The following is a 13,899-nucleotide window of genomic DNA, read 5'->3' on the forward strand; positions in this document are numbered from 1 at the left end:
CGCCCCGATGCCAATTCGGGCTGGCTTCATCAGCGGTATGACAATTTCGTCCGTGTTGACCACTCCGGCGCCGGACTCCGGGGTGGGGAAGTCTCGGTACTCGTTGGTCGTCGCCTCCGACGCCGAGCACAGGGAAGCCGCTCAGCGGTTGCGCTTCCAGGTCTTCGCCTCCGAGCCCGGGTTCCAGATGCCCGACAACGGTACCGGCCTCGACGCCGACCGGTTCGACGACCACTGCGACCACCTGCTGGTCCGTGACGAACTCACCGAGCAGTTCGTCGGCTGCTACCGGATGCTGCCGCCGGACAAGGTCGCCGCGGCGGGCGGGTACTACACCGCCACCGAATTCGATCTCACCCAGCTCGATCCCGAGGGCCACCGGATCGTCGAGATGGGCCGGGCGTGCGTGGTGCCCGATCATCGCAACGGCTCGGTACTCACCCTGATGTGGGCGGGAATTCTGCACTACATCCAGCTGACCGGCTACGACTGGGTGATGGGCTGCGTGTCGGTCCCGATGCGAGACACCCCCGAAGACCCCGCCGGTGTCAATGTGCGTGGCGTGCGTGACATGCTGCTCGGCCGCCACGCGTGCGACCCCGAGCGCCGGGTGCACCCGCACCGCCCGGTCGTCGTCGACGGTCTCTCGCTCGACGAGCTGACCCCGCCGAGCCGCCCCAAGTTACCGCCGCTGCTGCGCGGATACCTGCGCCTGGGCGCCGAGATCTGCGGCGAACCGGCGCACGACCCCGAGTTCGCGGTGGCCGATTTCGTCGCCCTGCTCGGTATGGAAACCATCAACACCCGCTACCTGGAGCGGCTGCAGAGCGCGGCCGCCACCTTCGACGGGAAGTAATCACCATGGTGTTCGACGCGCCGCCCGCCACCGCCACCCATTCGTGGATGCCGTCGAGCCCCTGTGGGGCCGGGTGCATCGAGCCGATCGATCAGGTCGGCACCGCGACGATGCTCGCCCGGCTGGCGGGCGTCCTCGGCCTGGTCCTGAGTTTCCCGGTGCTGACCGTCGCCACCCCGAAGTCGCGGCGCGAGAACCTGCAGCGCCGCTACGCCCGTGCCGCGCTCGGCTGCCTGGGGATGCGGTTGCGCATCGTCGACCGCCGCGCACCCGAGCGAGGCGCCTCGACGGACGGTTTCGCCGATTCGGGGACCGCGGTCATGGTGGTGGCGGGGCACATCGGCTGGACCGACATCGTCGCACTGGCCGCGGTGCAGCCGGTGAGTTTCGTGGCCCGCGCCGACATGGTCGAGTGGCCGGTGCTGGGCAAGCTCGCCCAGCTCACCCGCGTGATCCCGATCGAGCGCGCGCATCTGCGCGCCCTGCCGGGCGTGGTCGATCAGGTCGCGCGACGGTTGGCCGAGGGCAATCGGATCGCGGTCTTCCCGGAGGGCACCACCTGGTGCGGGCGCGCCTACGGGTCGCTGCGGCCCGCCATGTTCCAGGCCGCGATCGACACCACCACCCCGGTGCAGCCGGTCCGGCTGCGCTATCTCGACCGGCACGGCGCACCGTGCACGGTCCCCGGCTTCGTCGGCGCCGACGCCTTCGCCGATTCGGCGAAGCGGGTGCTGCGCAGCAGGGGGATGGTGGTGGAGATCGTGCTCGAGCCGCTCGAGCGGCCCGGCCTGGACCGGCGCGATCTCGCCCGGCGCTGCGAGACCGCGATCCGCGGTGCCGACCACTCGCGGCACGGTGTACTCGACGCCGAGTGGATCGCCGCGGGCAACACTCGCGTGCAGGATCCGAGCGCGCAGAGTACGCGATCGATCACGGCTACCGTTCGGTAACCATCGCCGCCTCGCTTCATAGAACACCGGAGAGCCGCCTCGCGGCCTCCGGTGTTCGCGTCTGTGGAGGCTGGACCGGGCGTGATGCTGGAGGCGGTTGCCCGGGGCGCCGACTCGGAGGAATGTGAAAAGGCAGCACCCGCGTGAAGGTCGTTCGCCATGCATATGACCTGCGTATGACGTGCGCAACAGACTGGGCAGTCGGCTATACCCAAACCGAAAGGAAGCGAAACATACTGATTGCCGTGGCGCCGAAATTGATGAGATATTTGCGGTACCGTCACGCAGGATTTTTCCGATACCCCGTGTAGCCGAGAGTCCAGGCGAACGTTCGAACAGTGCGATCGCCCGGGTGATCCATGGTGAAGGGAAGCGTTAACGGTGACCGAGCAAGCTCCTGGCGTTCGACGACCCGTCCTGCGCCGTGCCCGCCGGGCGGCGACACCGACCCTGCCGCGCCTGCTGATGGCCGCCGTCGAACGCGCGCCCGACGCGATCGCGCTGCGCTCCGCCGGACAGAGCCTGACCTACGTCGAACTCGATCAACGCTCGTCCCAGCTCGCCAGGGTCCTGATCGAGCGCGGTACCGGCCCCGGTGACCGGGTGGTGCTCGGCCTGACCAGGTCGATCGAGGCGATCGTCGGGATGTGGGCGGTGGCCAAGACCGGCGCGGCGTTCGTCTCGGTCGACCCGCGCTACCCGGCCGAACGCGTCGCGCACATGCTCGCCGACTCCGGCGCGGGCCTCGGTCTGGCCCTCGGCGCCGACATCGCTCGGCTCGATGCCGGATTCCGTTGGCTGGCACTGGATTCCGCCGAGTTCACCGAGGAGCTCTCGCACGCGTCGAACACGCCGGTGAGCGCGGCCGAACGCACCCGCAGGCTCTTCGCCGACGATCTGGCCTACGTCGTCTACACCTCCGGCTCGACCGGTGTCCCCAAGGGTGTCGCCGTCACGCACACCGGCCTGGCCGGACTGTGCGCCGAACAGGTCCGCCGCTTCGGCATCACCGGGGCCTCGCGCACCCTGCACTTCGCCTCGCCCAGTTTCGACGCCAGCATCCTGGAACTGCTGCTGGCGATCGGCGCGAGTTCGACGATGGTGATCGCGCCGACCGACGTCTACGGCGGCGACGAGCTGACCGAGCTGCTGCGGACCGAACGGGTGACCCACGCCTTCATCACCCCCGCCGCGCTGGCCGGTGTCGATCCCGCGGGACTGCCGGACCTGGCCGCGCTCGCGGTCGGTGGCGAGGCCGTTCCGCCGGAGCTGATCGCCGCCTGGTCGCCCGGTCGCCAGTTCTTCAATGTCTACGGCCCCACCGAGACCACCGCCGTGGTGCTGATGAGCGATCCGCTCACGCCGGACGACCCCATCACCATCGGCGGCCCGATCCCCGGCATGACCGCGCTGGTCCTCGACGCCAGGCTGCACCCGGTTCCCGACCGTGTCCCCGGCGAGCTGTACCTGTCCGGGCCCGGGCTGGCCAGGGGATATCACGCCAGGGCGAGTCTGACCGCGGCCAGGTTCGTCGCCGATCCGGTCACCGGCGGCAGGCTCTATCGCACCGGTGACCTGGTGAAATGGGAGAACATCCCGGGTAGTGGCCCGCAGCTGGCCTTCCTCGGCCGCACCGATTCCCAGGTGAAGCTGCGTGGTTTCCGCATCGAACTGGGCGAGATCGACTCGGTCCTCGCGACCGACGACTCCGTGCGCACTGCCGCCACTGTCGTGCGTACGCTGCCCAGCGGCGTGGACGCGCTCGTCGCCTATGTGGTGCCCGCCCCGGGCGCCACGATCGACCCGGCCGCGCTGACCCGGCTCGCCGAGCAGCGACTGCCCCAGCACGCGGTGCCCGCCGCGATCGTGCCCATCGAACGGCTGCCGCTGACCCCGGTCGGCAAGCTCGACCACCGGGCGCTGCCCGAGCCCGAGCTCACCGCCCGCGCCTTCGAGGCGCCGCGCACCGACACCGAGCGGGCCGTCGCCGCGGTCTTCGCCGATCTCCTCGGCGCCGACGAACTCGGCCGCGCCGACGACTTCTTCGCCCTCGGCGGCAACTCGCTGCTCGCCACGCGGCTGGCCGGTCGCCTCGGCGCGGTGACCGGAGTGCGGGTGCCCGCCCGCACCGTCTTCGAACACGGCACGGTCGCCGACCTGGCCGCCGCACTCGACGCCCTGGTCGACGACGCGACGGTGCGCGTCCCGCTGACCCGGCGCGAGCGCGGGGAGCGGGTGCCGCTCTCGCTCGCCCAGCAGCGCATGTGGTTCATGGCACGCCTCGACCCGCACGCGAGCACCTACAACATCCCGGTGGCCCTTCGCCTGTCCGGTCCGCTCGACACCGCCGCGCTGACCGCCGCGCTCGACGACGTCCTCGAACGGCACGAGGTCCTGCGCACGGTCTACCCCGAGCACGGCGGCGCGGGATACCAGCGGGTCCTGTCGACGGCCGAGGCCGGTCTCGACGTGGCGGTGGTGCCGACCGGCGAGGCGGGCCTGCGCGACGCGCTGGCCCGGCTGACCTTCGGCGGATTCGACGTGTGCACGCGAGTTCCCGTGCGCGCGGCGGTCTTCGAGATCTCGCGCACCGAGCACGTGCTGGCCGTGGTGGTGCACCACATCGCCACCGACGGCTTCTCGCTCGGCCCGCTGACCCGCGATCTGATGACCGCGTATGTGGCCCGCGTCCAGGGCCGGGCACCGGGGTGGGCACCGCTGCCGGTGCAGTACGCCGACTACACCCTGTGGCAGCAGGAGCTGCTCGGCGCCGCCGACGATCCCGAGTCGCTGCTGTCCCAGCAGCTCGGCTTCTGGCGCACCGCGCTCGCGGGCACCCCGGCCCTGCTCGAACTGCCCACCGACCGGCCACGCCCACCGGTCGCGGGCAGTCGCGGCGCCGCGCACGACTTCGAACTGGACGGCGCGCTGCATCGCGAGCTGGAAGCCCTTGCGCGCGAACACAATGCGTCGCTGTTCATGGTGGTGCGGGCCGCGCTGTCGGTGCTGCTGGCCCGGGTCGCCGGGACCGATGACGTCACCGTCGGCGCCCCGGTCGCCGGCCGTGGTGAGCCCGAACTCGACGAGCTGGTCGGCATGTTCGTCAACACCGTCGTGCTGCGCACCCGCATCGACGCGGCCGAACCCTTCGCCGCGCTGCTGGATCGGGTCCGCGAGGCCGATCTGGCCGCCTTCGCCCACGCCGACGTGCCGTTCGAACGCCTTGTCGCCGAACTGGATCCGCCGCGCTCCCAAGCGCATCATCCGCTCTACCAGGTGGCGCTGTCGTTCCAGAACTTCGGCGGCGCGCGGCTGGAACTGCCCGATCTGGTGGTCGCGGCCGTCGATCTCGGCGAGGAGGTCTCGCCGGTCGACCTGCAGCTGACCGTCGTCCCGCACGAGGACGCCGACGGCCCGGCGGGCCTGCGCTGCTCCTGGCGCTATGCCACCGACCTGTTCGACGAGTCGACCATGGCGAGCCTCGGCCGACGGCTGACCGTGCTGCTGGCGGCGGCGGTCGCCGCACCGGAGCGGCCGGTCGGCGACCTGCCCCTGCTGACCGAGGCCGAGCGGATCGAGCCCGCCGGTGAGGTCCGGCTCGTACCCGACCCGACCTTGCTCGACGCGTTCCGAGCGCAGGTGCAGCTGCGGCCGGACGCGCCCGCCGTCACCTTCGGCGACCTCACCCTGAGCTACGGGGAGCTGGCGAGCCGGGTCAACCGGCTGGCCCGGCTGCTCGTCGCGACCGGGGTCGGCCCCGGCGGCACGGTCGGGGTGGCGATCCGGCCGTCGATCGAGCTGGTCGTCGCCATGTACGCGGTCTTCGCCGCCGGTGGTGCCTACGTGCCGATCGATCCGGACTCACCCGCCGAACGCCGCGCCGACATCCTCGCCGCCGCGCGCCCGGTCTGCGTGCTGACGACCACCGCCGATGCGATCGAGGTCGACGGCCTGCCGGTCGTCTCGGTGGACCTGGTCGCGAATTCCGGTGCGCTGTCGGCCTTCTCGGACCGCTGGCTCACCGACGCCGACCGGTCGCGGCCGCTGCGCACCCTGGATCTGGCCTATGTCATCTTCACCTCCGGGTCCACCGGCAAGCCCAAGGGTGTCGGGGTGCCGCACTCGGCGATCGTCAACCAGGCGGCGTTCATGGTCGGCGAGTACGCGGTGGACGCCGATGACACTGTGCTGCAGTCGATCCCGTTCACCTTCGACGCGTCGATGATCGGTTTCGCCACCCCGCTGCGCGCGGGCGCGCACATGATCGTGGCGGCCTCGCACGGGCTCACCGATCCGGCCTACCTGTCCGAGCTGATCGCCCGGCACCGGGTCACCGGCACCACCATCGTGCCGTCGGTGCTGCAGATGCTGCTCGAGGCCGCCCCCGCGGGCTCCCTGGGATCGATCCGCGCGGTGTGGGTCGGTGGTGAGGCGCTGCCCAACGCCACGATCGCCCGCTTCGCCGCCGCGACCACCGGCCGCCTGCACAACATGTACGGCCCGACCGAGGCCGCCGTGTCCATCACCGCCGCCGATGTGACCGAGATCGGCGACGGGACCGTGCCGATCGGCCACCCGCACTGGAACTCCCGGGCCTATGTCCTCGACGCGCGACTGCGACCGGTACCCGTCGGCACACCCGGTGAGCTCTACTTGGCGGGTGCGCAGCTGGCGCGCGGCTATCTGGGCAGCCCCGATCGCACGGCGGAGCGGTTCGTCGCCGACCCGTACGGGCCGGTCGGGGAGCGCATGTACCGCACCGGCGATCTGGTCCGCAGGCTCGCGACCGGCGATCTGACCTACCTGGGCCGCACCGACGTGCAGCTCAAACTGCACGGGCTGCGGATCGAACCCGGCGAGATCGAGGCCGCCTTGCGCACCCATGCGGCGGTCGCGGGTGCGGCGGTCGCGGTGCGTCACGAGCAGCTCGTCGGGTACGTGATCCCGGCGACCGGTCGCGCGATCGATGTCGCCGAGGTGCTGACGTCGATCCGAATGCTGTTGCCGCCGTACATGATCCCGCACCGGCTGCTGGTGCTCGACGAATTCCCGCTCGGCGCCACCGGCAAGCTCGACCGCAAGGCACTGCCCGCGCCCGCGGTGGAGGTTCGCGAATACCAGGCCCCGGTCACCGACGACGAGCGGATCGTTGCGGAGGTGATCGCGCGGGTGCTCGAACTCGATCGGGTCGGCCGCGACGACGATTTCTTCGTTCTCGGCGGCACCTCGCTCTCGGCGATCCGGGTTCGCGCCGGGCTGTCGGAAGGGCTGGGCGTGGAGGTGCCGTTGCGCATGCTGTTCAGCTATCCACTGGTCAGCGATCTGGCACTGGCGGTGCGTGACGAGTCCTCGGCCTCGGCCACCGGCCCCGATCCCGCCGCCGACACGGTGCTCGACCCCGCGATCGACCCGGCCGGGTGCGCGCCGCGGCGCACCGGCGCACCGGCGACGATCCTGCTCACCGGCGCCACCGGCTTCCTCGGCAGCTTCCTGCTGCGCGAACTGCTCGACCAGACCGAGGCCACCATCCACTGCCTGGTCCGCGCCACCGACGACCGGGCCGCGGTGGACCGCGTCGTCGCCACCGCCGCGAAACTCGGCATCGATGTGACCCCGCACCTCGACCGAATCGTCGGTGTGCCAGGCGATCTCGCCCAGCCCGGCCTCGGCATCGACCCGTCGCGCCTGGCCGAACTGGCCGCGGGCATCGACGCGATCTACCACAACGGCGCGCTGGTCAACCATCTCGAGCCGTACGCGCGGATGCGCGCGGCTAATGTGGAGGGCACCGTCGAGGTGCTGCGGCTGGCCACCACCACGCGGATCAAGCCGATCCACTACGTCTCCACGCTGTCGGTGCTCGCCGGTGTCCCGCAGGACAACGGTGTCCCCGGCGGGCTGCCCGGCTACGCGATGACCAAGTGGGTCGCCGAACAGCTGGTGCACACCGCGATCGACCGGGGCATCCCCATCGCCGTCTACCGTCCCGGCCTGATCACCGGCGACTCGCGCACCGGCACCGCGCCCGCCGAGGACGCCTGGTGGACGATGCTGCGCGCCATGCTCGTGCTCGGCGTCGCGGTCGACGTGCGCGCGATCGGCATCGAGATGGCGCCGGTCGACCATGTCGCCGCCGGCATCGTGCGCCAGTCCCGCGACCCGGCCTCGCTCGGCGCCATCTACCGCGCCTCGGGTTCCCATGTGGCACTGCAGGTCGTGTACGAGGAAATCTTGCGCCGCGGTTACCGATTCGAGTTCATCGACCCGGTGGAGTTCGGCCGGACGCTGAACGCCGCGGCCGAACGTCCCGACGCCGATCCGATCCTGGCCAGGGCCGCCGCCCTGAGCGGCAACTACGCCGCCGCCATCGCCAAGGCGAATCCGGCCACCGTCCTGAGCTCGGTGGAGGGCGCTCCGGTCGAGGTGTTCCGCGGCCTGCCCATCGATTTCCCCGCCGTCGACGCCGCCGCGATCAGCCGCTACTTCGACCACTACATCGAGGTCGGCTTCTTCCCCGCCCCCGACCAGTTCGCCTCGGCGTGAGCCGGGATCACTCGCCCGCCGGATAGACCGCGTCGACCTCGATTTCGACCAGCCAGCCCGGGACCGGGAGGCTGGCGACCTCGAGGGCGAAGCGGCTCGGGCGGGCCGGATTGCGGACGAGGGGAGCGGCGGGGGCGGCGGTGCCGAGGGGGACCAGTTCGGTGTCGCCGGTGTCGAGGTTGGTGTTGGCGAAGTACTGGCGGTAGGCACGGTTCCAGCCCGCGTAGTCGGCGCGGTCGGTACCGGGGGCGTTGTCGAGGAAGACGCGCATGGTGATCACGTCGTCGAGGGTCAGGCCCTGGGCTTCCAGGTTCTCCTTGATCGCGGCCAGGGCCGCCATGCCCTGTGCCTCGGTGATCGTGACGCCCGGGCTCAGCTTCGCGTCGGGGAACTGGGTGGTGTCGATGAAGGATTCGGGGCTGCCCGCGGGTGCGGCCTTGTTCGCCGCGGCGGGGCCGAGACCGCTGGACTTGTAGATCGCGACGCCGGTGGCGATCACCACGCCCTGGGCGATCATCGGATTGGCCTGTCCCGCTTCGAGAATCGAGGTGCTGGGGGCGGCATCGGGCGCGGCGGCCTCGGTGTCGGAGGTGCAGGCGGTCAGCGCCAGGGCTGCGAGGGCCGCCGCGGCCAGACTGATCGTTCGCTTCATGATCGGTACTCCTTGTCGGGGTTGGTGTTTCAGCTCGCGGCGACGCGCGAGTGCAGGGCGGTCACCACATCGCGGGCCGAGGTGAAGGCGCCGTGCTGCCAGGCGATCGCGTTGGACAGGTGGTCACCGGCGAAATAGATCCGTTCGACCGGCTCGAGCAGCTTCGTGTACTCGGCGGTGGCCTCCCCGCCGTGGGAATCGCTGCCGGACCAGCCGACCCACGCGCCCTCGGAGTACTTGGTGCGCCGCCAGCTGCCGGAGAACGCCGAGGCGATGTCGCGCCGGTAGTTCTCGCCGTGCAGCGCCGCGCCCTCGTCGATCGCCTTCGCCAATCGTTGCCGGTGCGTGAGGGATTCGAACGCCTGATGACGTTTGCCGGTGTTGTAGTAGCCGACCACCACGCCACGCTCGCCGTTGTAGTGGTCGTAGGGGAACATGATCTGGGCGATGTCTTTGTCGGTGTTGCTCGCGCCGCCGTAGATGCGGTCGTCGAGCTCCCACCACCGGCGGGTGTACTCGATGCCGAGCTTGCCCGAGGAGATCGGGATCGCCGCCTTCAACGCCGTCAGCACGTCGGCGGGCAGGTTGTTGGCCAGGCGGCCGACGAGATTGGGCGGCAGGGTGCAGATGCAGTAGTCGGCGTCGAGCGACTTGCGCGCACCGTCCTGGATGTAGTCGACCCGCACGCCCTCCGGGGTGTTGCGCATCGCCGCGACCTCGGCGCCGAACCGGATCCGCTCGCTGCCGATCGCGCGCTGGAACGCGGTGTAGATCCGGTCCATGCCGCCGACCGGGGTCATCATCATCATGGCCTGGTCGTAGCCGAAGTCGAAGCTGAAGTTGCGGCCGAGCCCGCTGCGGATGGTCTCGGACATGCCGAAGGGTTCGCGCTGGTCACCGAAGTTCAGCCCGCCCCCGGGTTCGGAGTCGTAGCCGCGCCGCGTGGAGCCGAGGTAGCGGCCGTCGCTGGAGAGGTCGCCGAAATCGCTCAGGAACGACGAGAGCGCTTCCTTGTCGTCGACCGAGAGCACGTCGTCGAGCGCGCCGCGCGAGGCCGCCTTCTGCAACAGCTCCGACATGTACCCGTACACATCGGCTTTCGCCGTCCGGTACTGCACCGACTGGCCGGAGATCGGCGTCGAACTCTGGTAGTTCACCAGCGCGTTGGCGTTCTGATTGCCGAACGGCTGGATCTCCACGCCGAGCTCGAGACAGTAGTCGAGGGTGATGTGGCTCTGCGGGATGCGCGTCGCACCCAGATTGAAGTAGTGGCCCTCGGCGAAGGTGCAGGTCTGGGTCTCGCCGTTCAGGTCGGTCTCGGTGGTGCCGTTGCGCACCGACCACACCCGCCCGCCCGGTCGGCTCCGCGCCTCGAGCACCGTGACGTCGTAGCCCGCCTTGCCCAGTTCGTAGGCCGCGCACAGCCCGGCCGGACCGCCGCCGAGGATCGCCACCGAGGCACCCGACCCGGCCTTGCCGATGAGATCGCCCATGGCGGGGGAGCGGTAGGAGACCTGCGCGCTCGCCGGGGCCAGGCCGAGCGTCGACAGCGCGCCGTAGGCGAGTCCGGCGCCGCCGGTGACCCCGAGGCTCTGCATGAACGATCTTCTGGTGACTGCCATGGGGTGACTCCGTCCGCTGTCCGATCCGCGATGTGCTGCTGCGAAAGTCTCCGCAGCGCGCGGGTCGGTTCGACTACACCGGCGAAAACGTTCACCGGTCGACGAGTGAGAGCGGCCGCGGCGCTTTCTCGCTCGGCGTGCGCCGACGGACTCCTGACCGCAATATCGCCGAAACCCGATCTGGATAGGGTCGCCCGCACAGTGGGCACGGTTCGGCGGAGGTGAGTGGTGACTGCTCTGGCCGACGCGCTCGCGCGCTCGTTCGCAGCGGGTGAACCCGAGCGCCCCGCGGTGTCACCGTTGCGTGCGCTGGGACGCAAACAGCTCTCCGGCACGGCGGTGCTCGGCCAGTCGGTGGCGACCACCGCGCCCGCGGCCTCGATGGTGCTGCTGCCGGTCACCATGCTCACCCACGAGACCCTGCTGCCCGGGGTGATCACGATCGTCGTGGCGACCCTGGTCGTCACCCTGATCGCGCACTGCGTCGCGCAGTTCACCCGGCGGCTCTCGGCGGCGGGCGGGCTCTACACCTTCGTCAGCCACGGTGCCGGGCCACGCGCGGCGCTCACCTGCGGTGTCGGGATGCTGGTGAAGTACCTCGGCAGCGCCTCACTGACCATGTATCACGGCGCCCAGACGGTGCTGGCGCTGGCCGCGCAGCTCGGAATCACCGTGCGCGGCTGGGGAATCGCGGCGGTGTATGTGAGCATCGCCGTGCTGATCGGCGCGGTGCTGGTACGCGGGGTGCGGTTCGCGGCCATCGCGATTCTGGCCGTCGAGGCGTGTTCGCTGGCGTTCATCGTGGGGTTGATGCTGGTCTCGGGTCCGGCGGCGCCGGTCACCCCTGTCGCGCCGAATGTGCCCGCGGTGCTGGCGGTCGCGATGCTGGCGCTGTTCGCGCTCGCCGGATTCGAGAGCGCCACCTTCTTCGCGCCCGAGACCCGCCGTCCGCTGGTGACGGTGACCCGCACCGTGCTGCTCACCCCGGTGCTGTGCGGGGCGCTGTTCATCTTCGCGTCCTGGGCCGCCTGGTCCGGGCACGCGGGCGCGGTCGTCAACGCCTACCTGTACGGGACGGCGGGCGGCGCGAGCCTGGTGGTGGTGCTCCTGCTCGACGCGGGCCTGACGTGTTCGTGGCTCGGCTCGTCGATGGCCTCGGCCAATGCCGCGTCCCGGCTGGTCTATTCGATGAGCGTGGAAGGCGTGCTGCCCCGGGTGTTCACCCGCGTCGGACCGCGACTGCGCACCCCGCACGTGGCGTTGACGGCGATCATCGGGATCGTCTCGGCCGCCGGGCTGACCTTCGTCGCGCTCGACGGTGTGCCCGGCCCGGTGAAGACCGCCGTCCGGACCGCGCTCGCGCTGGCCTACGTGCTCGTCGCGATCGCCGCGGTGCTGTTCCTCGCCCGGATCGACGAGCTGAACCACCTCGACCGCGCGGCGGGTCTGCTCGGTGCCGCCGCGCTCGTAGCCGTCCTCGGCTACCTGACCGTGTCCGACGCGCGCCACGGCGTGCTGGTCGCCCCGGCGACCGTGCTGGCCGTGCTGGTCACGGGTGCGGTCTGGTACCGCTACCTGTGGTGTACCAGGCCCCGAAGCCTCACCGCCATCGGGGTTTTCGACAGTCCGGAATCGGCCGACGTGCTGCCGGGCGCCGGGGTGTTCGCCGTCAACGCCCGCGGCGCGATCGCCCTGGTCGGGGCGAATCGGACCGGCCGCGGCGAGTCGTGAGCATCTCGACCCGCCGCGACGGGCCCACCGGGCACGAGCCGAGGGCGGTGCAGAAGGCGCTGGCCCTGCTCGAGGCGGTCGCGCGGCTCGGTCCCGGCGCCACCGCCAAGGGCATCGCCGCGCAGACCGGCATCCCGCCCGCGACCGCCTACCGGCTGCTGAATCTGCTGGTGGCCGACGGCTATCTGGTGCGGATCGAGGACCTCTCGGGTTTCGCGCTGGGCCGCCGCACCCGCGAACTCGCCGCCGCCGCACCCGAATCCGAGCCCGACCACCGGCGAGCGCTGAGCGACTTGCGCGAGCGGCTGCGGTTCGGCATCCACCTCGCCTCCTTCGCGGGGGACCGCATCCGGATCGTCGACAAGGACCCCGATCACGAACTCGGCGGCGAGCAGACCCTGATCAGCCACCCGCACGCCTCCGCGATCGGCAAACTGCTGGTGGCGGGGCATCCGGAACTACTCACCCCGCCACTGCGCCGGGTCACCTCCTACACCATCACCGCGCCGAACGAACTCGCCGCGGAGCTGCGCCGGGTCGGCCGGGCCGCAGTCGCGACCGAGGTGAACGAGTGCAGGCTCGGCCGCAGCGCGGTGGCGGTGGCGGTCCGCGCGCCCGGCGGCGCCGTGGTGGGCGCGCTCGCCGCGATCGGGCGGACCGGGCGCCTGATGGTCGACGATCCCGAGCTCGTCGAGCTGCTCACCGGCACGGCGCGACAGGTGCGCCTGTGACGTGTCAACGGTGTGGCGCGCGCTTCGCGTTGCGCGGCGGTCCGCCGGTGCGATATGAACTCGCACAGGATGGTTCGGGCTCGCCGGCCGTCCGTTGTTCTCTGATGTAAAGGACTCGTTCGCGCCATGGCCGCACCGGTCGTCTTCACCAGTTCCTTCTCCGACGTCTCCAACGACAGCGGATTCCAGTGGACCTTCCGCTGCGAGCGCTGCAGCACCGCCCACACCTCCGCGTTCCAGCAGAACTACCTGTCCAGGGGCCGCGGTGCCCTGCGCGTACTGAGCAACCTGTTCGGCGATCGGGTTCCCGGCCTGCACAAGGCGTCCAACGCCGCGGAGAGCTACTCCAACAACTGGGGCGGATCGGCCTCGGCCACCAAGGACAAGGCGTTCGCGACGGCCGTCGAGCAGGTGCGCGGGGACTTCCGGCTCTGCGCGGGCTGCGGCTCGTGGGTGTGCGCGCGGATCTGCTGGAACGACCACGTCGGCCAGTGCACCCGCTGCTCACCGGAGGTCGCCCACCAGATCGCCCGCGCCCAGGCCGACGCCAGGGGCTCGCAGATCCAGCAGGCCGCCCAGCGCCAGGACTACGCCGCCCAGCACGACCTGAGCAGCCCCGCCCGGGTCACCTGCCCGACCTGCGCCGCACCGACCTCCGGCGGCCGCTTCTGCGCCACCTGCGGCACCGCCCTCGACCTGCGCGTGCGCTGCGAATGCGGCCACGAATCCCAGGCGGGCATGGCCTTCTGCGCGAATTGCGGCCGGGCCCAGCCGGTCACCTAGGTACCCCGCGGGAGCCGGGCTCCCGCGGGGT

At 71.1% G+C, this 13,899-nt stretch carries 8 protein-coding genes; 6 read left to right on the plus strand and 2 right to left on the minus strand.

Translation table 11 applies throughout. From position 1 onward, the window contains the following. Positions 1–37 precede the first annotated feature (37 nt). From ACFVVM_RS20285 to ACFVVM_RS20295, 3 genes are all read left to right on the plus strand, one after another. Entirely contained in the window at positions 38–856 is an 819-nt protein-coding gene (locus ACFVVM_RS20285) for a GNAT family N-acetyltransferase (protein ID WP_387620323.1), read from the plus strand. A gap of 5 nt (positions 857–861) precedes the next feature. Beyond that, on the plus strand, positions 862–1,806 hold the full coding sequence (locus tag ACFVVM_RS20290) for a lysophospholipid acyltransferase family protein (protein ID WP_387620326.1): 945 nt from the start codon (positions 862–864) through the stop codon (positions 1,804–1,806). 381 nt (positions 1,807–2,187) lie between these two features. Beyond that, a complete protein-coding gene (locus ACFVVM_RS20295) occupies positions 2,188–8,349 on the plus strand; it encodes an amino acid adenylation domain-containing protein (protein WP_387620329.1) in 6,162 nt (2,053 codons plus the stop codon). Positions 8,350–8,356: 7 nt separating this feature from the next. Here the strand turns inward: ACFVVM_RS20295 and ACFVVM_RS20300 are convergent, their stop codons facing one another. Both ACFVVM_RS20300 and ACFVVM_RS20305 read right to left on the minus strand, forming a co-directional pair. Further along, a complete protein-coding gene (locus ACFVVM_RS20300) occupies positions 8,357–9,001 on the minus strand; it encodes a Rid family hydrolase (protein ID WP_387620332.1) in 645 nt (214 codons plus the stop codon). Positions 9,002–9,030: 29 nt separating this feature from the next. After that, positions 9,031–10,599, minus strand: coding sequence for a flavin monoamine oxidase family protein (locus tag ACFVVM_RS20305; RefSeq protein ID WP_387620906.1), 1,569 nt, complete (start codon positions 10,597–10,599; stop codon positions 9,031–9,033). A 252-nt stretch (positions 10,600–10,851) separates the two neighbouring features. On the opposite strand from ACFVVM_RS20305, the gene ACFVVM_RS20310 reads away from it, so the two are divergent. The 3 genes from ACFVVM_RS20310 to ACFVVM_RS20320 all read left to right on the plus strand — a co-directional run bounded on the left by ACFVVM_RS20310 (position 10,852) and on the right by ACFVVM_RS20320 (position 13,868). Then, on the plus strand, positions 10,852–12,354 hold the full coding sequence (locus ACFVVM_RS20310) for an APC family permease (protein ID WP_387620335.1): 1,503 nt from the start codon (positions 10,852–10,854) through the stop codon (positions 12,352–12,354). A 2-nt stretch (positions 12,355–12,356) separates the two neighbouring features. Continuing rightward, entirely contained in the window at positions 12,357–13,085 is a 729-nt protein-coding gene (locus ACFVVM_RS20315) for an IclR family transcriptional regulator (protein ID WP_387620909.1), read from the plus strand. Between the two features lie 126 nt (positions 13,086–13,211). Continuing rightward, positions 13,212–13,868 (plus strand): hypothetical protein, encoded by a 657-nt coding sequence (locus ACFVVM_RS20320; protein ID WP_387620337.1) that lies wholly within the window; start codon positions 13,212–13,214, stop codon positions 13,866–13,868. Positions 13,869–13,899 lie beyond the last annotated feature (31 nt).

The organism is Nocardia sp. NPDC058176 (assembly GCF_042883805.1).
Lineage (GTDB): Bacteria > Actinomycetota > Actinomycetes > Mycobacteriales > Mycobacteriaceae > Nocardia.